The organism is Caballeronia sordidicola, assembly GCF_000729995.1.
In the GTDB taxonomy this organism is placed as follows: domain Bacteria; phylum Pseudomonadota; class Gammaproteobacteria; order Burkholderiales; family Burkholderiaceae; genus Caballeronia; species Caballeronia sordidicola_A.
On sequence record NZ_JNFG01000004.1, the window covers coordinates 152,492 to 173,564 of the forward strand.

Annotated in this window: 20 protein-coding genes and 1 riboswitch; of the genes, 9 read left to right on the top strand and 11 right to left on the bottom strand. The window is 59.4% G+C overall.

The window, feature by feature from the left end; translation table 11 throughout:
- Positions 1-177 precede the first annotated feature (177 nt).
- Positions 178-630: a MerR family transcriptional regulator gene (locus FH08_RS0103960; protein ID WP_051887715.1), complete on the bottom strand. Its 453-nt coding sequence runs from the start codon at positions 628-630 to the stop codon at positions 178-180.
- Between the two features lie 111 nt (positions 631-741).
- On the opposite strand from FH08_RS0103960, the gene FH08_RS0103965 reads away from it, so the two are divergent.
- Complete coding sequence (locus FH08_RS0103965; RefSeq protein ID WP_031357073.1) at positions 742-1,821, top strand: MBL fold metallo-hydrolase; 1,080 nt, start codon at positions 742-744, stop codon at positions 1,819-1,821.
- Between the two features lie 50 nt (positions 1,822-1,871).
- On the opposite strand, the gene FH08_RS0103970 is transcribed toward FH08_RS0103965, so the two are convergent.
- On the bottom strand, positions 1,872-3,458 hold the full coding sequence (locus FH08_RS0103970; protein ID WP_031357074.1) for an ABC transporter substrate-binding protein: 1,587 nt from the start codon (positions 3,456-3,458) through the stop codon (positions 1,872-1,874).
- A 303-nt stretch (positions 3,459-3,761) separates the two neighbouring features.
- Positions 3,762-3,936: riboswitch (yybP-ykoY riboswitch) on the top strand.
- A gap of 115 nt (positions 3,937-4,051) precedes the next feature.
- Here FH08_RS0103970 and FH08_RS0103975 point away from each other — a divergent pair.
- Positions 4,052-5,062: a sodium:calcium antiporter gene (locus FH08_RS0103975; RefSeq protein ID WP_031357075.1), complete on the top strand. Its 1,011-nt coding sequence runs from the start codon at positions 4,052-4,054 to the stop codon at positions 5,060-5,062.
- 114 nt (positions 5,063-5,176) lie between these two features.
- Here FH08_RS0103975 and fliT read toward each other — a convergent pair whose 3' ends face one another.
- From fliT to FH08_RS0103990, 3 genes are all read right to left on the bottom strand, one after another.
- On the bottom strand, positions 5,177-5,476 hold the full coding sequence (gene fliT / locus FH08_RS0103980) for a flagellar protein FliT (protein WP_031357076.1): 300 nt from the start codon (positions 5,474-5,476) through the stop codon (positions 5,177-5,179).
- Positions 5,477-5,506: 30 nt separating this feature from the next.
- Positions 5,507-7,072, bottom strand: coding sequence for a flagellar filament capping protein FliD (gene fliD / locus FH08_RS0103985; protein WP_031357077.1), 1,566 nt, complete (start codon positions 7,070-7,072; stop codon positions 5,507-5,509).
- A 158-nt stretch (positions 7,073-7,230) separates the two neighbouring features.
- Complete coding sequence (locus FH08_RS0103990) at positions 7,231-8,691, bottom strand: flagellin (protein ID WP_031357078.1); 1,461 nt, start codon at positions 8,689-8,691, stop codon at positions 7,231-7,233.
- A gap of 247 nt (positions 8,692-8,938) precedes the next feature.
- On the opposite strand from FH08_RS0103990, the gene FH08_RS0103995 reads away from it, so the two are divergent.
- Entirely contained in the window at positions 8,939-9,886 is a 948-nt protein-coding gene (locus FH08_RS0103995) for an aldo/keto reductase (protein WP_031357079.1), read from the top strand.
- A gap of 362 nt (positions 9,887-10,248) precedes the next feature.
- The gene (gene rpsU, locus FH08_RS0104000) at positions 10,249-10,461 is read left to right on the top strand and encodes a 30S ribosomal protein S21 (protein WP_031357080.1); all 213 of its coding nucleotides are present in this window, start codon (positions 10,249-10,251) and stop codon (positions 10,459-10,461) included.
- 312 nt (positions 10,462-10,773) lie between these two features.
- On the opposite strand, the gene FH08_RS0104005 is transcribed toward rpsU, so the two are convergent.
- The 3 genes from FH08_RS0104005 to FH08_RS0104015 form a co-directional block, all read right to left on the bottom strand.
- Positions 10,774-11,133, bottom strand: coding sequence for a hypothetical protein (locus FH08_RS0104005; RefSeq protein ID WP_031357081.1), 360 nt, complete (start codon positions 11,131-11,133; stop codon positions 10,774-10,776).
- A gap of 182 nt (positions 11,134-11,315) precedes the next feature.
- Positions 11,316-11,741: a hypothetical protein gene (locus FH08_RS0104010; protein WP_031357082.1), complete on the bottom strand. Its 426-nt coding sequence runs from the start codon at positions 11,739-11,741 to the stop codon at positions 11,316-11,318.
- 481 nt (positions 11,742-12,222) lie between these two features.
- Entirely contained in the window at positions 12,223-12,864 is a 642-nt protein-coding gene (locus tag FH08_RS0104015) for a DNA-3-methyladenine glycosylase I (RefSeq protein WP_035565239.1), read from the bottom strand.
- Positions 12,865-13,182: 318 nt separating this feature from the next.
- Between FH08_RS0104015 and FH08_RS0104020 the strand changes: the two genes are divergently transcribed.
- On the top strand, positions 13,183-14,085 hold the full coding sequence (locus tag FH08_RS0104020; protein WP_031357084.1) for a BadF/BadG/BcrA/BcrD ATPase family protein: 903 nt from the start codon (positions 13,183-13,185) through the stop codon (positions 14,083-14,085).
- A gap of 39 nt (positions 14,086-14,124) precedes the next feature.
- Complete coding sequence (locus tag FH08_RS0104025) at positions 14,125-14,961, top strand: Cof-type HAD-IIB family hydrolase (RefSeq protein ID WP_031357085.1); 837 nt, start codon at positions 14,125-14,127, stop codon at positions 14,959-14,961.
- 161 nt (positions 14,962-15,122) lie between these two features.
- On the opposite strand, the gene FH08_RS0104030 is transcribed toward FH08_RS0104025, so the two are convergent.
- Positions 15,123-15,407 carry a hypothetical protein gene (locus FH08_RS0104030; RefSeq protein ID WP_031357086.1) on the bottom strand — a complete coding sequence of 95 codons (285 nt, stop codon included), beginning with the start codon at positions 15,405-15,407 and terminating at the stop codon, positions 15,123-15,125.
- A gap of 349 nt (positions 15,408-15,756) precedes the next feature.
- Positions 15,757-16,476, bottom strand: coding sequence for an aquaporin Z (aqpZ, locus tag FH08_RS0104035; protein WP_031357087.1), 720 nt, complete (start codon positions 16,474-16,476; stop codon positions 15,757-15,759).
- A 294-nt stretch (positions 16,477-16,770) separates the two neighbouring features.
- On the opposite strand from aqpZ, the gene FH08_RS0104040 reads away from it, so the two are divergent.
- The gene (locus tag FH08_RS0104040; protein WP_031357088.1) at positions 16,771-17,076 is read left to right on the top strand and encodes an H-NS family nucleoid-associated regulatory protein; all 306 of its coding nucleotides are present in this window, start codon (positions 16,771-16,773) and stop codon (positions 17,074-17,076) included.
- Positions 17,077-17,320: 244 nt separating this feature from the next.
- On the opposite strand, the gene FH08_RS0104050 is transcribed toward FH08_RS0104040, so the two are convergent.
- Positions 17,321-18,391, bottom strand: a complete 1,071-nt coding sequence (locus FH08_RS0104050) for a glycosyltransferase family 4 protein (RefSeq protein WP_031357090.1) — start codon at positions 18,389-18,391, stop codon at positions 17,321-17,323.
- A 769-nt stretch (positions 18,392-19,160) separates the two neighbouring features.
- Between FH08_RS0104050 and motA the strand changes: the two genes are divergently transcribed.
- Together motA and motB are read left to right on the top strand one after the other, a co-directional pair.
- Positions 19,161-20,021: a flagellar motor stator protein MotA gene (motA, locus tag FH08_RS0104055; protein WP_031357091.1), complete on the top strand. Its 861-nt coding sequence runs from the start codon at positions 19,161-19,163 to the stop codon at positions 20,019-20,021.
- Positions 20,022-20,054: 33 nt separating this feature from the next.
- Positions 20,055-21,032: a flagellar motor protein MotB gene (gene motB, locus FH08_RS0104060; protein ID WP_031357092.1), complete on the top strand. Its 978-nt coding sequence runs from the start codon at positions 20,055-20,057 to the stop codon at positions 21,030-21,032.
- The last annotated feature ends 41 nt before the right edge of the window (positions 21,033-21,073 follow it).

Below are 21,073 nucleotides of genomic sequence, written 5' to 3' on the forward strand. Positions count from 1 at the left end.
ACTTCGTGTGGTGTCGTCCGACATGCGCTCAGTGCGCTACGTGCGCTACGTTGATTACGTCTTTGCGTTAGTGATAAGCATCAAACCCGACTTCGAATCCGGCCGACGAATCCGGCCGATATTGTATCGCCGGACGTTTTTGTTCCTCGACAGCCGCCGTTCTTGCCCGTTGCAAGCTCAGGGCACTTTCGCGCGTGTCTCCGTCGGAACAGTCGAAACCGCCGCCTTGCGCGTGCGTTTTTCAACGTTCGCTGAAAGCAGCGCACGGCCTTGCGTTTCGTAGGCCGAGAGTTCGGCGAGCGTTGCGTTCAGGTCGTCCAGTTGCCGCGTAAGCACCGCGCGATGCGCCGCGATAGTGTCCAGGAACGCATGCAATTGTGCAGCCGTCCCGGTAGGTGAATCGTAGAGATCGAGCAGCCTGCTCACCTCCAGCAACGTGAATCCAAGCCGTTTGCCACGCAGCGTCAGCTTGAGCCGTGTGCGGTCGCGCGCCGAATACACGCGGCGCATGCCGTTCGTGCCAACGCGTGCCGGCGTGAGCAAGCCCTGGTTCTCATAGAACCGGATTGCGCGCGGCGTGACCTCGAATTCGCGTGCCAGTTCGGTGATGGTGTAGCGCGTGTCTGTCATTGAAATTACAAGGTTCCCAACGCTTTTCTGAAGCCGACGTTAAAATGAAGGTTAACGTTAGCGTCAACTTGGCGGCAATGCAACAACTGACAACCCGGAGACCCGACCCGCATGAACCCGCTCGAACAGCAACTCGATTACGTTTTCGCAGACCGTCTTCCTGAGAGCGGCCACTCGATGGAAGTCACGCCCGGCGTGTTCTGGGTGCGCATGCCGCTGCCGTTTGCGCTCGACCACATCAACCTGTGGGTCATGCGCGACGAGATTGACGGCGTGGCGGGCTGGACCATTATCGACTGCGGTATTTCAGACGAAACCATCCGGGCGAACTGGGAACGCACCTTCGACACGCTGCTGGACGGCCTGCCGGTGCTGCGCGTGCTCGTCACGCATTGCCACCCGGACCACCTCGGTCTCGCGGACTGGATCTGCAACGGCGGCGAGAAGAAGCGATGGGACCCGGTCAGGCTCTGGATGTCGCTCGGCGAGTACGCGATGGGCCGCGTGATGTCCGCCGGCGATGGTTCCGACGCGGGCGGCGAGCGGGCGGCACGGCACTTCGCGCGGCATGGTATGACGGACCCGGCTTCGCTTGAAGCGCTGCGCAAGCGCGATACGTATTATCCGAAGCTCGTGCCGTCCATCCCGCCGGTTTATCGCCGGTTACGCGATAACGATAAGGTGGAGATTGGTGGCCGCGAGTGGGAAGTGGTGACCGGGTTTGGTCATTCCCCTGAACATTGCGCGTTCTTCTGCGCGGAGACCAAGGTGCTGATTTCCGGCGATATGGTGCTGCCGCGCATATCGACTAACGTCTCGGTGTTTGCTATTGAACCGGAGGGGAATCCGCTCGCGCTATTCCTCGGTTCGTTGGGCCGCTACGAGTCCCTTCCTGCCGATACACTCGTGCTTCCTTCGCATGGCAAGCCGTTTCGCGGCATGCATACGCGCATCGGGCAGCTTCGGGATCATCACGCGGCGCGTTTGCAGGAAGTGCGCGAGGCTTGCGCGCTCAAACCGCAAAGCGCCGCCGACATCGTCCCGCTCATGTTCAAGCGCCCGCTCGATGTGCATCAGATGACGTTCGCACTCGGCGAAGCGCTGGCGCATTTGCACCTGCTTTGGCTGCAAGGCGAACTCGTGCGCCAAACCGACAACGAAGACGGCGTGATCCGGTTCGCACCAAAGTAAAAAAGCCGGGCGTTTGCACGCCCGGCTTCTTCAGTGAACCAACGCAGTGACTACTGCACCACGACGTTCGCGAAGTTTTGCCGTCCGAACGGGCTCACACGATATCCACTGACATTGCTGCGCGTGAGCGCCGCTGCTGTCGGATAACCGAGCGGAATCCACAGCGCCTGGTCATGGATAATCTGCTGCGCTTCCGTATAGGCCTTGGTCCGCTTGCTTAAATCCGCGGTTTCCTTGCCTTCATCGATCATGCGGTCCAGCGTCGGATCGCAGAACCGCGCGAAGTTGATGCCCGAACGCACTGCGGCGCAACTGAACAGTGGCGACAGATAGTTATCCGGATCGCCGTTGTCACCGGCCCAGCCCATGAACAACATGTCGTGCTGACCCTGCTTCGCTTCCTTGATCAGCTCACCCCATTCGATCACCTTCACCTGCGCCTTCACGCCGATCTTCGCCAGATCCGCTTGCAGCAACTCCGCGCCCACCTTCGGATTCGGGTTTAGCACGCTGCCGTTCGGACGCACCCAGATTGTCGTGTCGAAGCCATTCGGAAAGCCGGCATCGGCGAGCAGCTTCTTCGCGCGATCGACCGAATACGGATACGCCGTGATCTGCTTGTCATAGCTCCACGTGTTCGGCGGGTACGGATTCACAGCGGGCGTGGCGGTGTTTTCGAAGACCGTCTTCAGGTACGTCGTACGATCGAAGGCAACGTTCAACGCCTCGCGTACCTTGGGGTTATCGAGCGGCTTTTTCTGCGTGTTTAACGCAACGAACGCCGTCATGAACGCCGGCGTCTCGACCACTTTCAACGAACTGTCCTTCTTCGCGTCGACCACGTCCTGCGGTTTCGGCGACAACGCAATCTGGCATTCACCTGCCTTGATCTTCTGCGCGCGCACCGAGGCGTCGGGCGTGATGGCGTAGATCAGCCGGTCCACTTTGGGTTTTGGTCCCCAGTACGTCGGATTGACGTCGTAACGGATCACGGCGTCTTTCGTGTAGCTCTTCAGCACGAACGGACCAGTGCCGATGGGCTTCGCGTTCAGGTCGGTTTCGTGGCCGGCCTTGAGCAACTGGTCGGCGTATTCGGCCGAATAGATCGATGCAAAGCCCATGGTGAGGATGGGCACGAAGGTCGCGTTCGGTGTGTTGAGTTCGAACTTGACGGTGTTGTCATCGACCTTGGAGACGGACTTGATCAGCTTGATGAGACCCATTGACTGCGCGTGCGGGAAGCCACTCGCGCCCGCTACCTTGTGCCAGGGGTTGCTGTCGGAGAGCATGCGGTCAAAGGAGAACACTACGTCGTCGGCAGTTAGTTTTCTCGACGGCGTGAAGTAGTCCGTGGTCTGGAACGCCACGTTCGGCCGCAGATGAAAGGTGTAGGTCAGGCCGTCGGCGCTCACATCCCATTTCTCGGCTAGCGCGGGCGTGACCTTTTTCGCGACTTCATCGTAGGAGACGAGGGTGTTGAAGATCACATCCGCCGATGCGTTGGTCGTCACCAGCGAATTGAATTGCACGACGTCGAAGCCATCCGGGCTCGACTCGGTGCACACAGTGAGCGGTTTCGCGATCGCGAGCACCGGCGCAATGGCCAGTACAGCGGCTGCGAGCATTCTGAAGCGCATGGGATCTCCCGTTACGAACCTGGTCGCAAAGTGTTAGTCAGTCAGACGTTTCTTGTTTGGCGGTTGCAGCTTATTGTACGGCGCGCTTCGTCGGATGCTTCAATGCAACAAGTCAGCGCAACGACAGAGCACCCAAAGGTCACCGAAGGGGTCCCCAACAGGGTCCCCAACGGGCCTCCGTGGCCGTAGCTTACTGAACCGTTATTTCCGCTACAACGACCGATTCGGGATATCCATATGGGGTTAGTGACAGTTTCTTGAACATTCCCGCGGCCGGTTGCCTAATCCACGGACCCAAGCTAAACTCGTGGCCGTCTTTGGGGAGTAGCCTTCCTTCCGCAATGGGAGGAGGACGCGTCAACATACTCGGCTTGTCTGCCGTGGCGCGTTCGACCGGTCAGGTTTGGCGAGACCATGGGTGCATCTTGTCGTTCACGGTCGGACGGCGCGGGATTGCATCCTGGTTCGCTGACGTCCGACCGTGAAATTATCGTGTCTCCAAAACAAAAACACCCCAGGCCTGCCCCAGGCCATACGCTGTTCCGCCATTTCCATTGCGTCACCTTCTCGCCAGCTTCATCGCGAGGTGCCGCATGACGCTGCTTTTCGTGCAACTCGCGCTGATGCTCGTGGTGATCCTGGCGGCATCGGAACTCTTCACCAACGCGCTCGAACATCTCGGCGAAAAACTCGGTATCTCCGAGGGGGTCACCGGTTCGCTGTTCGCGGCTATCGGCACGGCGCTGCCGGAAACCACCGTGCCGATCATCGCGTTGATGGGCGGCACGGCCAGCCGCGCGGTGAACGAGGAAATCGGCGTGGGCGCGATCCTCGGCGCACCCTTGATGCTCGCCACTTTGTCCACCTGCCTGATGGCCGTCGCCGTGCTCAAGATGCGCGGTTTCAAGGGGATCGTCGCGCCGGAACACAGCGGTTTCACGCGCGATCTCAACTTCTTCCTCTGCGCTTTCCTGATTGCAGCCGGCGCCATGTTCGTGCCGCATCACGCGTGGCAAGTGCGCGCGCTGTTCGCCGTGGGGCTGGTCGGCGTGTATGTCGCGTATGTGGTGTCGACGTTCCGTGCGTCCGCCGGTCTTGTCGAAAAAGGTCATGGCACTGAAGCGCCCGAGCGGCTCTTGATCTCGCGCTTCGGGTTACCTACCTCGCTCGCGACCATCGTGTTGCAGATGGTTCTGGGCACGGTGCTGCTGGTTGGCGGTGCGAAGGGGTTTATCGCCGGCGTTGAAGGGGTCTCGCAGGTGCTGGGGATATCGGCGTTGCTGCTATCGCTGATCATCATCCCGATCGCAACCGAGCTGCCCGAGAAGGTCAATAGCATCATCTGGGCGCGGCGCGGCAAGGACACGCTGGCGTTCGGCAATATCACTGGCGCAATGGTGTTCCAGGGCACGCTGCTGCCGGGTATCGGCATCATGCTGACGCCGTGGGAGCCACGCGTGGAGGTGATGACGGGCGTTTTCATCACGCTCGCGGCGGCCGCGTGGCTGCGCTTCAACGCGAAGAAGGGTGGGGTCGTGCTGTGGGCGCTGCTGGTGAACGGCGGGCTTTATGCGCTGTATCTGGTGTTGACGCTGGGGCGTTAGCCCATAAGAAAACACCCCGGAAGCACGCAGGTGCCCCGGGGTGTTGACGCGACCAAAGCGCCAGGCGCGCGGATTTTTGCTGCTGCAGTAGAACCAGGATAAGGCGCCGTCAGGTCAGAACTTGGCGGCCTGGTGATACTTGCTGGCAGCCTGGACTTTCTTCATCGCCGAACTGTATTCGACTTGCAATTCCGATTGCGTCGTCTTCGCGTCCGCGGCAATGGCGACATCGATTGCCTGGATCCGGTTGATCACTTCCATGGCCGTGGCGTCCTGTTCCGGCGTCAATTCCATGAAAAGCGGCGTCCTCTCTTCAGTCAGACGCGCGGCTTCCTGCCAGTCCGCCATGGCCGCTGCGTGCTGGATCGCGAGCGTCAACTCGAGCAGGCGGTCGATCAAGCTGTTCTGTTCCATGTCGATTTATCCTCAGCGGACCTTAGCAGCTTAGCTGCTCGCTCCTGTTGCGAGTGCACCCGCGCTATCGGCGCCGCCGAACAATTGCGTCAGGTACTGCGAGTTGTTGTTCATCGTGGCCATCAGTGTATTGAGCGCCGTGAACTGCGCCTGGTACTGGCTGGTCAACTGTGCCGTGTAGGCGGTCAGGGTGGTTTGCTGCTTCGCGACACTCGCCAAGTCCGTGTTCACCGCACTCTGGCTGTTCGCGATCAAGCCGCCCGTGCCTAGCCACGAGTTAAGGCTCGTCGTCATTTGCGCAGCCACGCCGGTGGTCGAATTAAACAGGGCCGCGACCCCCGACGGGTTGCTTTGAAGCGCTGCGGCGAGCTTGGTGGGATCGATTACCAGTGAGCCCGCCGGCTGCGTCGCGCTGGCTTGTCCCTGCAGCGTGATCCCCAGCGCCCCAAGAGAGATTGTGGAGCTGCCGTTCTTCACGCCGCTGCCGGCAATCTCCGCCAGTGTGTTCTGGATGGTGGCAAGCATCGGGTTGGAGGCCAGCACGCCGCCCTGCGAACTCGCTGCCTGCGAGTTGTCGTTGCCCACCTGGCCGTACGTGGTGACAAGGGTGTTATAGAGGGTGACGAAGCTGTTGATCGCGGTCGATGCTGAGGCGGTGTTCTGTGCCACAGTCAGCGTCTGCGCAGTGCCGGCCGGTGTACCAATAGCAGCAGCCGTTAGGTTCAGGGTGACGCCCTGGAGTGCGGTGGTCACCGAGTTGGTGGAACTCGTCGCTGCTGTCCCGTCGATCGTGAACGCGGCGTCTTGTGCGGCCGCGGTTTGCGTCCACGCGCTCGTGCTCACCGCCGACGTGAATGTCGATGGAGCCCCGCTGGTGCCGGCAGTGGACGTAACGCCGAGGCTGGACAGGCCAGCATCGCTCGCGACGTTGCTCACTGAAACATTGATCGTATTCGATGCACCCGTGGCGGTCGAGCGCAGTACCAGATGCGCGCCGTCCGAGCCAGTTATGACCGAGGCACTGACACCCGGGTTATTCGACGCCGAGTTGATCGCGCTTGCAATGCCGCTCACCGTGTCGTTCGACGACGTGATGGCGAGACTCATCGACTGGCTGCCGACCGAGATGTTCATCGTGCCGGTACCGAGCGCCGTCGTGCTGCCGAACGCGGCCGATGAAAGCGTCTGCGAGCTGGCAATTTGCGTGACCGCAACGGAATAAGTGCCCGCTGACGCAGTGCTGCCGGCGGTCGCCGTCAGTCCGGTACCGCTCGGGGTCGCGGTGTACTGGCCGAGGGCGGTGCCGTTGGATAGGGAGGCGATACCGGCCTGCAAGGCGGATAGTGCCGCCTGCAACGCGCTGATGGCCGAAAGTTGGGTGGTGTCGTTGGTCTGTTGCGCGGTGAGCGTGGCGGTCTGACCCGCCACCTTCGCATTGACGAGGCTCGTGACGAGCGAGGAGACATCCAGCGACGAATTGCCCGTGGAACCACTGATGATGGATTGTGCGGCGGACGCTTCGGCTGCCTGGGTGGCGGCTAAAGTGGCTGCTGCTGTGGCCGCGGCCGTGCTGGAGGCGCTGGGAATCGTCGACATTGAGATGCTCCGTACGTCGGTTTTGCTTTTGAGCCTGAATGATAAACGTTTGTAAAACGTGTAGGGGAGGCAAGCCTCCCCAAGCAACACATTTGGCCCACGCGTAACGCGGTAGTGCGATGCGCCGCGCTACGCGTGGGCCATTACCGCAAAAGCTATTACTGGAGAAGCTTCAGAACTTGCTGCGGGTTGGAGTTGGCTTGCGCCAGCACCGAGATACCTGCTTGTTGCAGCACTTGCGCCTTGCTCAGGTTGGCCGTTTCTGCAGCGAAGTCGGCGTCCGTGATTTGCGACTGGGCGCCCGACAAGTCGGTCGATTGCGATTGCTGTGCCGAGGAGATCGACGTGAAACGGTTTTGAGCAGCACCCAGGGTTGCCTGGATGTTGTTGACCGTTGCGAGCGCGTTGTCGATCGATTCCATTGCAGCGTTCGCGCCTGCCGTCGTGCTGACGTCGACTGCCGAAATTGCCGGCGGTGCATTGTTGCTGGCAACCGTCGACAGCACGCCGCCGGCGACGCCCGTACCACCGGCTGCACCCGGAGTACCAAGGGTTGAGCCTGCTTTACCGCCGATGAGCGCAAACGTCGCAGGCGTCGTGCCTGGAACAGCCGCCGTGAGGGTGAAGTTGCTCGTTATAGCGGCGCTGGTGTTCGCGAGCTGATTGCCGTTCTGATCAAAGAACTGCAATCCTGAGTTACCGTCCGACTTCACTGTAATCGACGTGATAGCGCTGGCGCTGGTCGATGCAGCTCCTGTGGCCGGGTCGATCGAGATGTTCGAAATCGTGCCAAGGGTTTCGCCGGCGGTCAACGCAGTGGTGTTATCAGCGCTGATCGCGGTTACAGCATTCGCTGTAGTCAGCGGGTTAGTCCCCGCGCTGTTGACCGTGAGTTGGCCGCTAGCATTCGTGGCAAACAACGCGCTCGACGTCGCTGTCGAGATGGCCTGGTTGTTCTGGTCGGTAAAGGTGTAGCCGCCGTTGCCATCGGACAAGACGTTGATCGACGTGATAGCGCCCGCTACCCCCGCGGCGGGAATCCCACCGGCCGATGTCAAGTCAAGACCCGTAATCGTGCCCAGCGTGTTGCCCTTTTGCACTGTGCCGCCGCCGAGCGAAGCTGCCGACAGGCTTTGCGTCAGGTTCAGGTCGATCGTCTGACCGACGTTCGCGCCAACCTGGAAGCTCACGTTACCTGCAGAACCGTCCAGAACGTTCTTGCCGTTGTAGTTCGTTTGCGATGCCACGCGGTTCACTTCAGCGACTTGCTGCGCTACTTCTTGTTGCAGTGCTGCCTGGTCGCTTGACGAGAGCGAGCCGCTCGACGCCTGCACTGCCAGTTGACGAATGGTTTGCAGGCTCGTCGTGATCTGCGCGAGACCGCTCGATGCCGTCTGGATCATCGAAACGCCGTCGTTCGCATTCGAAACGCCTTGGTTCAAGCCGTTGATCTGCGTTTGCATACGGTTCGAGATCGCGAGACCAGCTGCATCGTCTGCTGCGCTGTTGATGCGCTTACCGGACGACAGGCGCGTGATGGCCTGCGACAGCGCGCTTTGCGAGGTGTTCAGGTTTTGCTGAGCAACCAGCGAGTTGATATTGCTATTGATACCGATCATTTGGATTTCTCCTGAAAGAACTTAAAGGGCTGTTATGGCTACTGCACGGTCCTGTTGCTTGGCGGTTCCGAGCGTGGTAGCCGGCCGCCTACATGGGTTAGCGGCCCATGAAAAAAAAACTTGAGGACTTGAGTAAGGATTTGTAGGGAGAATAGCGAATGACCGGTCGCCTGCGAGCAGCAGGATTCGCGGGTATTCTTTTTCGTTCAGGTATCGCGCGTTTGCCTACAACAGCCCGGGAGCAACCATGCAGCACCGCACTATCGGTAAGTCAGACCTCAAAGTCGCGCCGCTCGTTTTCGGCGGAAATGTATTCGGCTGGACCGCCGACGAACGTACGTCGTTCTCCATCCTCGACGCCTTCGTCGACCACGGTCTTAATTTCATCGATACCGCCGACGTCTATTCCGCCTGGGTCGACGGCCACCAGGGCGGCGAGTCGGAGACGATCATCGGCAAGTGGCTCAAGGAAAGCGGCAAGCGCGACAAGATCGTGCTGGCGACCAAGGTCGGCCTGCTGAGCACGCGCACGGGGCTGTCGGCGGCGAATATCGAGGCTGCCGTCAACGACTCGCTCAAACGCCTGAAGACGGATTACATCGACGTCTATTTTTCCCATCGAGACGACGATAAAACGCCCCTGCTCGACACGCTCGGTGCGTATCAAAAGCTGATTACGGCAGGGAAAGTGCGCGTAATTGGTGCGTCCAATTACAGCGGCGAAAGGCTGGAGGAGGCGCTGAAGATATCGGCGAAAGAGGGGATTGCGGGTTATCAGGTGCTTCAGCCTGAATACAATCTTTATGATCGCGCCGGCTATGAGAATGACCTGGAACCGGTAATCAAGGCGCACAAGGTGTCGGTTGTGACCTATTACAGCCTGGCGAGCGGTTTCCTGAGCGGAAAATACAGATCCAAAGCCGATACCGAGAACAGTGCCCGAGGCGCGAAAGTGTCGGGCTACCTGAACGACCGGGGCTTGAGAATTGTTAAAGCGCTGGTTAAAGTGTCAGACCGCTATGACACGGAGCCGGCGGCAGTCGCGCTTGCGTGGCTGATCGCGCGGCCGGGCGTCACGGCGCCGATCGCGAGCGCGACATCGGTCAAGCAGCTCGAAACCCTGGCCCACGCGACCCGGATTACTTTGACGCCTGAAGACGTCGCACTCCTCGACGAAGCCAGCAATCCGGACTGAAATCGGCAAAAAGCACGCATCATCATGGGGTTGCCCGTCTGCAAACCTCCGCACACAGGTGTTTCGGGGTTGGCGACGGGGCGACGATCTGATAACATCTCGCCCGAATCGAGATTTTTGCCCGATGGCGCAGCTATTTTTAAGCGACGCCGGGCGGCCCGAAGTGCGCTGTTCGTTTTCGACAGACTGCGCATGCCGTGATCGGCGGTGAAATCCCACCTCTCTCTTTTCCGGCCTCCGTGGCCGCTTTGCTCGTGTCCGCTGTTGTTGGGTGGACGATCGGAGTGCCGGCGCGCGGCGTTGCCTTAGTCGGTACGCTTCGCCGCGCAGTCAGAAAAACGTATCAGCGATTTAGGACATCCATGACCACTATTGTTTTGAAAGAAAACGAGCCGTTCGACGTTGCGATCCGTCGCTTTCGCCGGACCATCGAAAAGAACGGCCTGATCGCCGAACTTCGCGAACGTCAGTCGTATGAAAAGCCGACGACGGCACGCAAGCGCAAGAAGGCGGCAGCAGTCAGCCGTCTGCGCAAGCGTCTGCGCAGCCAGATGCTGCCCAAGAAGCTTCACTAAGTCTTGGCGGTCGCAGCCTGATTGATAGGCTGCACCAAGCAAAACGGCGATGCCGCCCGCAAGGGTTGCATCGCCGTTTTGCTTGTCTGGTTTGATTTGCCGGTTTTAGTTGTGGCTTTACTTCGGCTCGCGGCTCAGCTTGTCCGGGTCGCCTTGGCTGGAATTCTCTGGCTGGTTTTTTTGGATTCCTGGCTCACGCACGCCTGAGCGAATCTTCCTCATTTTTCGCTCTTGTCGCGGCTTGGCGGACCATCGCCTGAGCTGGCGGGCGTCTATTCGCTTCTATTCGTATTTATTTGCGTGTATTCGCGCCTAAACAAACGCGTGCCGTTCGCCCACGCGCGCCAGAAGCTGGGGCCATTCGTCCACGTTGGAATCGTCGTGAACTTCTTCCAGTTCGATCAGCAACTCGACGATGTCCGGATCGTAGGCATTAACGTCCGACGCGTACAGCGCGCGCAACAATGAGCCGTCCTTTGCGTGCCGGTAGTACGAGATTCCAACTCCCTCGATCTCCGGCCGATACAACTCGTCGGCGATCAACGAACCGATAGCGCACTTTCGGCCGTTGCCGCTGCGGAGGCGGCACGAACCGTTTTCATCTTCTGATACAGCCCGTTGGGTAAGCAGATGGTTGCTCACGCGTTCGTAGATGTCTCTCGCGGTTAACATGGCATTGCTCGTTGCTTTGACTATTGCGTTGCTCGCATGCGGCGTATTTATTTATTCGTTCGATATCTGCGCGGACACGATTCGTTCATGGGTCAGTGCGAGGGAATCGTTTCAGCAACCTAAGTGCCCCGCGGAGCCTCCCAAAATCCTGCCCAGTTCCGCTCAGTTCCGCTCAGTTCCGCTCAGGCTGCTGACTTAAGTCGATCCGCCGACAAGTTGAACTGCCGGGCAATTGAGGCAAAGCGTTCACGCCATTCCCACTTGCCGAACACGTCGTGCACGTTTTGCAGGCAACTGAGCAGATCGACGGTTGTTGGATCGTAGACGTTGATGTTCGAGCGCAAGAGCGCGCGCTTCAGCGCAGCCACACCGACGTCCATGTATGCCGGCACGGTTTCCGGCCCTTTGCTGACAAAGCGAATGGGCACGCCTTCCATGGCGGTCATGTAGTCGCGCGCCTTGATGAAGCTGCCGACAGGACAACCGCCGCAATAGCCGCGATATGCACCGCCGCCGTGCGGCAACAACGCTGCGTGGCCCTGGCCAAACAGGTGATGCACGGCACGATCGAAGATTTCCTGGTGCGTCAAAAAGTGGAGGTTTTTCATTTTGGGTTCTCCCCTGCACCGACAACCGCGGTGCTTCATGGGTTTTCATCCAACAGCGTTATCAGTATCGGACGCGGACTCGGTCGTCATAGCGCGGTCGACCACATAACCGCGTCATTTCTACGGGCTGTCTACTTTGCCGCGATCGTTCGCAGAGTCTGAATACGCTTTGGTAAGCAGAAGGAAGAGGCAGTTGCTTCGGAGTGCAACTGGCTCGCCGGAAAAAGCCGCTTACAGTGTATTTATAGCGGTTCTTTTCGGTAAAAAAGTAGTGCTATGTGCGGTTGGCCGCAATTCTGACATGATGTCTGACTTCTTGCACAGGGGCAGAATCTCCTCAAAGGCTTTGTAGTAAAGGCTTCAGAGCATGATTCACCAAGCAGGCACGGCTATCGTCGGGATTTTCCCTGACGAGGGCTTAAACCGCGGCAGATGTTGCGAAAACGCAATACGCGTATCGGAAATTCGTAGAGCAAAGTACCTAATTTGTTCGACGCTTGGCCGATTCGCGCTTGGGGATGGCTGTGCTGTTGCGCAACCGGCAGAAACAGGTGGACTCGTGGTCGTTGACCATGCCGGTTGCCTGCATGAACGCGTAGCAGATGGTCGTTCCGACAAACTTGCAGCCGTATTTCTTGAGGGCGCGGCTCATGGCGTCGGAGATTTCGTTGGAGGCGGGCGCCTCTGCATAGGTTGGCCGCGGGGTGTCAATGGGCGTATTGCCGACGAACGACCACACGAAATTCGCGAGCGAGCTGTGTTCCGCCTGGATGCGCTGCACCGCGCGGGCGTTAGCGACGGCCGCAGAGATCTTCGCGCGATTGCGGATGATCCGGGTGTCGAGCAGCAACCGGGCCGCGTCGTCTTCACTGAAGGCGGCCACCCGGTCGATGTCGAAGTTGTGGAACAGAGCCCGGTAACCCTCTCGCTTGTTCAAAATGGTCAACCACGACAGCCCGGCCTGCGCGCCTTCCAGTACGAGCATTTCGAACAGGTGGCGATCATCATGAGACGCAACGCCCCATTCCTCGTCGTGATAGCGGGCGAGTGATTCGGTTGTTACCCAGCCGCAACGGTGCGGGGCGGTGTTGTCGTCTGGGTGGGCTTTCTTCGGGTTTGTCATGTCGGATTCAGGGAGTGCGAGGTTGGCGTTCGATCAGCATAGGCGCAAGGGCAAGGGGAGAATAGTCGGCCGATCGGCCTGGTTCCCGGGCGATTTGCCAAGCATGCCCGTTTCCGGCGCGACGAGACCGCTATCCGGCGGCTCCCTGGAAGCATGGGTATAACCAACAGGCACAACGTCCAGTCCCAATGGAAGTTGTCCCATGGCAGAGGGTTGCCCGATGGTGACCCGATATGCTGGTTGTCTTGCGACGTTACATGCCGCGTAGCCCGTTCGGCCGAGTGGCGGCGTGCCGGTCGTGCCGTTAAGCTTGCGGACATGACTACTTCAACCTACACACACAAGTACCTGATAGGTGTCGATGGCGGCGGCAGCGGTACGCGCGTCGTCCTGGCGGACACAGAGGGCATCGAGCTGGCACGTGCGACGAGCGGGCCGTCGGGCCTGGCGCTGGGCGTCGAGCGTGCGTGGGACGCTATTGAAGCGGCATGCTTGCGGGCCTTTGAAGCAGCGGGACTGCCATTCGAGTGGAGCACATGTGCGCTTGGCTGTGGCCTTGCTGGCGTGAATCACGCGGGTTGGCTCGCGCAGTTCCATGCAACCGCGCCGGATGGGTGCGCGCTTGCCGTCGAAAGCGACGCCTTCACCACGTTGCTCGGCGCGCATGGAGGAGAGCCGGGCGTGATCGTGGCGCTGGGAACGGGCAGTATCGCCGCGTCACTGGATGCGGGCGGTCAGTTCGCGATCGCGGGCGGTTATGGTTTTCCGAGCGGCGACGAGGCGAGCGGAGCGTGGTTGGGCTTGCGGGCGGTCGTGCATCTGCAGCAGGTGCTGGACAACCGCGCACCCGCCGACGACTGGTCCGCGGCGTTGCTCGCGTGTACGGACGCGACTGATCGGGACAGCCTCGTCGTATGGCTATGCGCGGCGAATCAAACGGCTTATGCAACGCTGGCGCCAACGGTTTTCGAACACAGAAAACATCCGTTCGCGGCGCGCCTTCTTGAGGAAGCGGGGCGTGAGATCGCAAAAATGGTGTCGGCGCTGGACCCGGATCAGTCCCTGCCGGTCGCGTTGTGCGGCGGGTTGGCCATACCACTGGCTCCGTTCGTTCCGGACGAACTGCGCAGCCGCTTGCGTCTGCCGCTCGCGGACTCCGCTGCAGGCGCTCTGCAACTCGCCCGCCACGCCGCAAGCCGGGAATCCGCCCATGAGGGCTAAAATGCCAGGCTCCTAACGGCTTAAAGGAAAGCGCTTCCCATGTACTCCATTATCGCTACCGATCTCGACGGCACCTTGCTCAACAGCGACCATCAGGTCGACCCGTTCACCGTCGAAACGGTCCGCGAACTGGAGGCGCGCGGTGTGCGTTTCATCATCGCGACGGGGCGGCATTATCGCGATGTGGTCGGGATTCGGAAAGTGCTCGGCATTGACGCTTATCTGATTACATCGAATGGCGCGCGCATTCACGCGCCGGATAACGAGCGCATTTACGCCCGCGACCTCGCTCCGGCGGTAGTGCGCCGTCTTGCCCAACCTGATCTGGCGGGAAGCGAGCGCGTGATCGTGAATCTCTTTGCCGACGACGCCTGGCTGATCGACCGTCACGCGCCCGAATTGCTGGCGTTCCATCAGGATTCGGGCTTTGACTACGACGTGATGGACCTGCGGGAGCACGACGGCGAGAACATTGCGAAGGTGCTGTATATCGGTGAGCCGGACGATCTCAAGGTGACTGCGGCGAATCTCGAACGTGAATTCGGCGATTCCATCTACGTCACTTATTCGATGCCGGATTGTCTCGAAGTAATGACGTCTGACGTCTCGAAGGGGCGGGCGTTGCAGTTCGTGCTGGACCGGTTGGATATTGACACTGCGCATTGTGTCGCTTTTGGCGACAACATGAACGACATCGATCTGCTCGAAACTGCGGGCCGGCCGTTCATGATGAACAACGCAAATCCGGCGCTGATAAAACGGCTGCCGAATGTCCCGCGGACCGGCAACAACTTCGAGGCCGGCGTTGCGCATCAATTGCGGGCGTTGTTCGGCATGACGGATGAGCTCGCCGCGCCGGCTCGCGCTGACGAATAAAGCAAAGGCTACACGCGCCGGGAGCAGGCGAGACCGTAACTAAACGCAGGGTCGGCCAGCATCGCAGGGGTAGCCTAAACCCGTAACAAGAAAGGGAGCACCTCGATCAGCCGCTCCCTTTGCTCGAACAACGCTTGGCAAACTTCTACACGTCGCGCCGCTTATCCGCGACGATTCCCGACCTCGTAACCGTGGTCACTGTGATCGCAACCGGTACGGTTCCAACGTCCGCGATCCGGTCCACCCCAGCGATCGTCGCGATGTCCCCAGACGGGCGGCGGAGCGCGATAGTACGGCGCGGGTTGGACGTATACCGGCGCGGGTTGCACATATCCAGGCACGCCTAGCGACAGCCCAATAGAAAGATCCGTGTGAGCTTGCGCGGCGCCAATAGTACCTATCACGAGACCGGTGGCAACCAGCAAATGAGTGACGATGCGCTTCATGGTGTTCTCCTTATAGGGCGACGCGTGTCGGATGACTCCAATCTACGCAATGGCTGTTTTACGAGTATCGACGAGTTGTTAGCAGATGAAAGTGCTGCGAAAGTTAAAAGTCAGGGTTTGTCCGCGGAGTAAATACCCGTAAAGCCCCGTCAGGTATCGTGTGTCGGACAATTCCGCAGCCTTATATAAGTAAATTGACGTTTAAAAGCCTCGCAGGGCGTAAGCCGCCATTACATTTGTCGCGGATTATTCATATTGCACCGTCATATCGACGCGATAAAAACGAATTACGTAATAAAAAAACGGGCGCTAAGCGCCCGTTTTTTTATCGGTTTTCACCGTTTTTTATTTACGCTGCAGCAAGCGCCCGGTTCTTCGCACCGGTCAGCAACGGATAAACCACACCCGCGATGATGGCGCCAATGATAGGAGCCACCCAGAACAGCCACAGCTGTTCCAGTGCCGCACCGCCCACGAACAACGCCGGGCCTGTAGAACGCGCCGGGTTCACCGACGTATTCGTGACCGGAATCGAGATCAGGTGGATCAGCGTCAGGCACAGGCCAATAGCGATTGGCGCAAACCCGGCAGGTGCGCGGCTGTCGGTGGCGCCCAGGATCACGAACAGGAAGAAGAACGTCATCACGACTTCACACACGAGCGCTGCGATCATTGTGTAATGACCCGGCGAGTGATCGCCGTAACCATTGGTGGCAAAGCCGCTGGCAACCAGGTCGAAGCCCGGCGCGCCGCTGGCGATCACCGACAACACGTACGCGCCGATTACGCCACCCACGACTTGGGCCGCAATGTACGGAACCAGGTCGCGGACCGGGAAGCGTCCTGCGACCGTCAAACCGACGCTCACCGCCGGGTTCAGGTGGCAACCGGAAATGTGGCCGATGGCGTAGGCCATGGTGAGAACAGTCAGGCCGAACGCAAGCGCAACGCCCGCGAAGCCGATACCAAGTTGAGGGTAACCCGCGGCCAGCACTGCGCTGCCGCAGCCGCCCAGCACGAGCCAGAACGTACCAAACATTTCTGCGCCGAGGCGCTGTCCTAATCGCATGATTCGTATTCCTAAAAATATATAAAAAACCGAAACAATTCCGACGCTTGTGACCATGAGTATTTGTACGGATCACTGCGGCGGGTAAGCAGTGTAATCCGAGTCCCGGGACTAGTTGTCAACAATTGTTAAATCATCAGGAACTAACGGAACTCTCATTAGGAATGCCCTATAGTTTCAAGACTCTTCTCATTCGCATTAGGACTTTTTGCAATTGCATGTTCAAACGTTGCATCTTTTAATCGATGCCGTTACGCTTCTCAATAATCGCGGGCTATTAGAAAGGATTGGGAAATGTCGCAATACACCGAGCTCAAGGCGCAGATCGCCAAGCTTCAGGAACAGGCGGAGGAGGCGCGCCGCGCAGAACTGGAAGCAGTACTGGCGGATATCAGGCGCAAGATCGTAGAGTATGGGCTCACAGCCCAGGATCTGGGACTAACAGTCGTCCGGCGAGGTCGGCCTCCCAAGAAGGAGCCGCTGCCGCCGATCTATCAGGACCCCAAGTCGGGCAGCACCTGGAGCGGCCGCGGCAAACCGCCGAAATGGATTGCAGGAAAGAACCGCGAGCGCTTCCTGATTAGTCAGGCGCATTCTTAAAAGTGCGTGGTGAGTGCGTCGAATAGTGCAGACAAAAGTAAAACAAAATCTCGTCATCAACGACAACGAAAAAAATCCGCCCGAAAGGGCGGATTTTTTTTTGCCTTGCAATAAAACGTTGGGTGAACGACGCGACCGTCGGTCACCGTCGTTTCCAATCGAGTCGACGCCGCAAATCCAAGCAATTCCCGAGCAATTCGTAGCGGCGCCCGGTCTCCCGGCAGCTGAATAACTTAGCCGAAGATTAGCCGATCGCCACCCGGCGCAATACCGGACGATTGGCGGCTTGCAACAACGCGGTATAGCTTTCGACGTAATTCAGCGCCATGGTCTTTGCACTAAAGCGACGTTCGAACTGCGCGCGAATTTCGGTACGTGAGAGCTCGTCCAGGCGTTGAAGTGCTCCGACCGCGCCTTGCACGTCTTCGCAAATGAAGCCCGTCACGCCGTGGTCGATTACTTCCGGCACCGAACCACGATTGAATGCGATTACCGGCGTACCGCACGCCATCGCCTCAATCATTACCAGACCGAACGGCTCCGACCAGTCGATCGGGAACAGCAACGCCTTGGCGCCCGACAGGAACTCCGGCTTTTGCTGCTCGTTGATCTCGCCGACGAATTCCACACTGGCTTTCGACTCAGCCAGAAGCGGCTCGATCACTGTCTTGAAGTATTCCTGGTCGACCTTGTCTACCTTGGCGGCAATCTTCAGCGGAAGACCACTTTGAGCAGCGATCTTGATGGCGAGATCGGCGCGCTTTTCGGGACAGATACGACCCAGGAACGCAAGATATTCCGGCTTCTTGTGCGTTTGCGGCGTCAGCAACTTTTCCGGCAGTCCGTGATAGATCGTGTTGAGCCATCCAGCCTGCGGAAGCGGCACGCGCTGCGAATCCGAGATCGATACAACCGACGCATCAGGAAACGCGCTGAACACAGGTTGCAGTTCCGGAAGATCCAACCGGCCATGAAGCGTGGTCAGAAACGGCGTGTCCATTTGCGAGAAAATCGAGAACGGCATGTAGTCGAGGTGAAAGTGCAGCACGTCAAACTCATGAGCCCGGCGGCGGACATTCTCAAGCAGAAGCGCATGCGGCGCATTCCAGTCGCGGATGGACGGATCCAGGCGCAACGCGCGCGGCCAGGCGGCTTCCAGTTTCGCCTTGGTTTGCGAGTCGCCGCTTGCGAATAGCGTCACATCGTGGCCGAGATCAACCAGTGCGTCTGTCAGATACGAGACGACGCGCTCAGTGCCGCCGTAGAACTTCGGGGGGACTGCTTCGTGCAACGGTGCAATTTGTGCGATACGCATAACGTGACTCTCCTGTTCGTGAGGGCTTCGACGCGCAGTCTTCGGAACAAAAACAACGAAAACCGGTAAAGCCTTGGCAGACGGGCCAGCGCCAAAGCTGCCGCCCCCTGAAAATAGGACCCGGATGAATCGGGTTATCCCTTACGACTCATTATCGGGATGACCCTGTGCATCAACGAGTCATTTTTCAAACGCTTAACCTTGTTACAGGCCGAAACACCGGCCGTTACAAGGCTTGGCGAATTGCCGACGTCCTTATTTGGCAAGCGATTGCGCCTTCGTCATCAAATTGCGCGGCGCAAGATGCGTTGCCCAGGAAGCCAATCACAGCAAAGCGTGTGCCACGGCGCAGGCAGGCTAGTCATGCCTCGCCTGCACTGGTCTCAGCGCTTGCCTGGGAAAATAAATGCTCGTCGCATAAAGATTTGTCCGGGTCTGCCGTTAGTCAGACGGTTAGCTCAGGCGGCTCGAAAATCGATTCGTCCGATCTCAAAGCGCAAAAGCTTGCTTACAACTTGGTACCGATTCGTAAGCTTCGAATCGGCATCTTTGCCCGGGTTTCTTGGTGACGCGAACCCCGACAGCGTGGCAAGGCGGCCGAACCGGCTCGCCAGCCGACTGCCTTAGAGGCGTGAATGCACCGCCAATCAAGACGCTGCGCGGTCCCCAACCCGCTGCCCCCATCCGCTATTTCCCTTCAAAGTTTTCCCGCCACTTGCCGTAAACCACTTAACGGCGGTTTCGCCGATGCAACCAAGAGGGTTCGATTGTGCTGATTTTCATCGGAACATTAGTGACGCTGTTGTCCGTTTTCGGCGGTTATGCGCTGGAAGGCGGTCATCTTGGCGCATTGGTCCAGCCCGTTGAAATCCTGATGATCGCCGGCGCCGGCGTGGGCGCGTTCATCCTCGGCAACGGCATGAAGACGATCAAGTCCACGCTGCGCGTGATCCCGACGCTCTTCAAGGGCTCGAAGTACAACAAGGACGTGTACATGGAGCTGATGGCGCTGCTCTATGTGCTGCTCGCAAAAGCACGCAAGGAAGGCACGCTGACGCTGGAGTCCGACATCGACGATCCGTCCAAAAGCCCGATCTTCGGCCAGTACCCGAAGATCCTGGCGGATCACCACATCGTCGAATTCCTTACTGATTATTTGCGCCTGATGGTCGGCGGCAACATGAACGCGTTCGAGATCGAAAGCCTCATGGACGAGGAGATCGAGACGCATCACGCGGAAGGCGAAGGCCCGGCGCAGGCGCTGCACAAAGTAGGCGATGCAATGCCGGCGTTCGGTATTGTCGCGGCCGTGATGGGCGTGGTTCACACCATGGCGTCGGCCGACCAGCCGCCGGCGATCCTTGGCGAGATGATCGCCCAGGCGCTGGTCGGGACGTTCCTCGGCATCCTGCTTTCCTATGGATTGATCGGCCCGCTCGCGAGCGTCGCGGAACAGCGCGTGGCGGAGTCGACGAAGATGTTCCAGTGCATCAAGGTGACGATCCTGGCGAGCCTGAACGGCTACGCGCCGGCTATCGCGGTGGAGTTCGGCCGCAAAGTGCTCTTCTCCACCGAGCGTCCGTCGTTCTCCGAACTGGAAGAACACGTGCGCCGCGTGAAGGCGAAGTAACCGCCTTCAGCGACCGAGCGCCCCGAGCCCGCCATGCCGACCAACAAAGATCGTCCGATTTTCATCAAGCGCGTTGTATCGAACAAGAAATCGCATCACGGTGGTGCCTGGAAGCTGGCGTACGCCGACTTCATGACGGCAATGATGGCGTTTTTCCTGCTGATGTGGCTGCTGAGCGCGGTGTCGCCGGTGCAGCGCCAGGGGATTGCCGAGTATTTCAACATGCCGCTGAAGAACGCGATCATGGGCGGGCAGGGTAGCGGCATGGACTCCAGCATCATCAATGGCGGCGGGCGCGATATTTCAAGCCCCGAGCCGGGCACGACCCGCATGAGCGACGGTACGCGGCGCGTGCAGCGGCTCGACGAACAGACGTTGAGAGCGGCGCAAGGTGAACTCGAGCGGCGCGACCTGGCTCGCCTGCACGACCTGCAGGTGAAGCTGATGGCCGCGATTGAAGCAAACCCGGTGTTGCGCCAGTTCAGGCAGCAGATCCGGATTGATTCGACGCAACAGGGTTTGCGCATCGAGATTGTCGATACCCAGAAGCGCCCGATGTTCGCGCTCGCAAGCAATAACGTCGAGCCCTACATGCGCGACATCCTGCGCGAGATCGGCAAGGCGCTCAACGACGTACCGAACCGGATCGTGGTGCAGGGGCACACCGACGCCACGCAATACGCGGGCGGTGAAAAGGGTTACAGCAACTGGGAGTTGTCTGCGGACCGCGCGAACGCTTCGCGGCGCGAGCTGATCTCGGGCGGTATGGACGAGTCGAAGGTATTGCGGGTGCTTGGACTTGCATCGACGCAGAACCTGAACAAGCAGGATGCTTTCGATCCCGAGAACCGGCGCATCAGCATCCTTGTGTTGAACCACAAGTCGGAAGAGGCCATGACGCGCGAGGACCAGCCGGCGACCACGATTACCAGCAACGCGGGCGGCGTGGGCGAGCTCAAGCCCAACTTCGGCTCGCTGGCGCCGGCCTTGCCGGCCAAGCCAGCGCCATGACGGCTGCATCGGGAAACACGCTCAAGAGAGCGCCAGAGCAC

Excerpts from the sequence above, each read along its gene's own strand:
- aqpZ (WP_031357087.1), bottom strand. The coding sequence starts at position 16,476 with ATGCGATTAGGACAGCGCCTCGGCGCAGAAATGTTTGGTACGTTCTGG.
- fliD (WP_031357077.1), bottom strand. The coding sequence starts at position 7,072 with ATGTCGACGATTCCCAGCGCCTCCAGCACGGCCGCGGCCACAGCAGCA.
- FH08_RS0104010 (WP_031357082.1), bottom strand. The coding sequence starts at position 11,741 with ATGAAAAACCTCCACTTTTTGACGCACCAGGAAATCTTCGATCGTGCC.
- FH08_RS0103965 (WP_031357073.1), top strand. The coding sequence starts at position 742 with ATGAACCCGCTCGAACAGCAACTCGATTACGTTTTCGCAGACCGTCTT.
- FH08_RS0104050 (WP_031357090.1), bottom strand. The coding sequence starts at position 18,391 with ATGCGTATCGCACAAATTGCACCGTTGCACGAAGCAGTCCCCCCGAAG.
- FH08_RS0104030 (WP_031357086.1), bottom strand. The coding sequence starts at position 15,407 with ATGAAGCGCATCGTCACTCATTTGCTGGTTGCCACCGGTCTCGTGATA.
- FH08_RS0104005 (WP_031357081.1), bottom strand. The coding sequence starts at position 11,133 with ATGTTAACCGCGAGAGACATCTACGAACGCGTGAGCAACCATCTGCTT.
- fliT (WP_031357076.1), bottom strand. The coding sequence starts at position 5,476 with ATGGAACAGAACAGCTTGATCGACCGCCTGCTCGAGTTGACGCTCGCG.
- FH08_RS0103990 (WP_031357078.1), bottom strand. The coding sequence starts at position 8,691 with ATGATCGGTATCAATAGCAATATCAACTCGCTGGTTGCTCAGCAAAAC.
- FH08_RS0103975 (WP_031357075.1), top strand. The coding sequence starts at position 4,052 with ATGACGCTGCTTTTCGTGCAACTCGCGCTGATGCTCGTGGTGATCCTG.
- FH08_RS0103960 (WP_051887715.1), bottom strand. The coding sequence starts at position 630 with ATGACAGACACGCGCTACACCATCACCGAACTGGCACGCGAATTCGAG.
- FH08_RS0104015 (WP_035565239.1), bottom strand. The coding sequence starts at position 12,864 with ATGACAAACCCGAAGAAAGCCCACCCAGACGACAACACCGCCCCGCAC.
- FH08_RS0103970 (WP_031357074.1), bottom strand. The coding sequence starts at position 3,458 with ATGCGCTTCAGAATGCTCGCAGCCGCTGTACTGGCCATTGCGCCGGTG.
- rpsU (WP_031357080.1), top strand. The coding sequence starts at position 10,249 with ATGACCACTATTGTTTTGAAAGAAAACGAGCCGTTCGACGTTGCGATC.
- FH08_RS0104020 (WP_031357084.1), top strand. The coding sequence starts at position 13,183 with ATGACTACTTCAACCTACACACACAAGTACCTGATAGGTGTCGATGGC.
- motB (WP_031357092.1), top strand. The coding sequence starts at position 20,055 with ATGCCGACCAACAAAGATCGTCCGATTTTCATCAAGCGCGTTGTATCG.
- FH08_RS0104025 (WP_031357085.1), top strand. The coding sequence starts at position 14,125 with ATGTACTCCATTATCGCTACCGATCTCGACGGCACCTTGCTCAACAGC.
- FH08_RS0103995 (WP_031357079.1), top strand. The coding sequence starts at position 8,939 with ATGCAGCACCGCACTATCGGTAAGTCAGACCTCAAAGTCGCGCCGCTC.
- FH08_RS0104040 (WP_031357088.1), top strand. The coding sequence starts at position 16,771 with ATGTCGCAATACACCGAGCTCAAGGCGCAGATCGCCAAGCTTCAGGAA.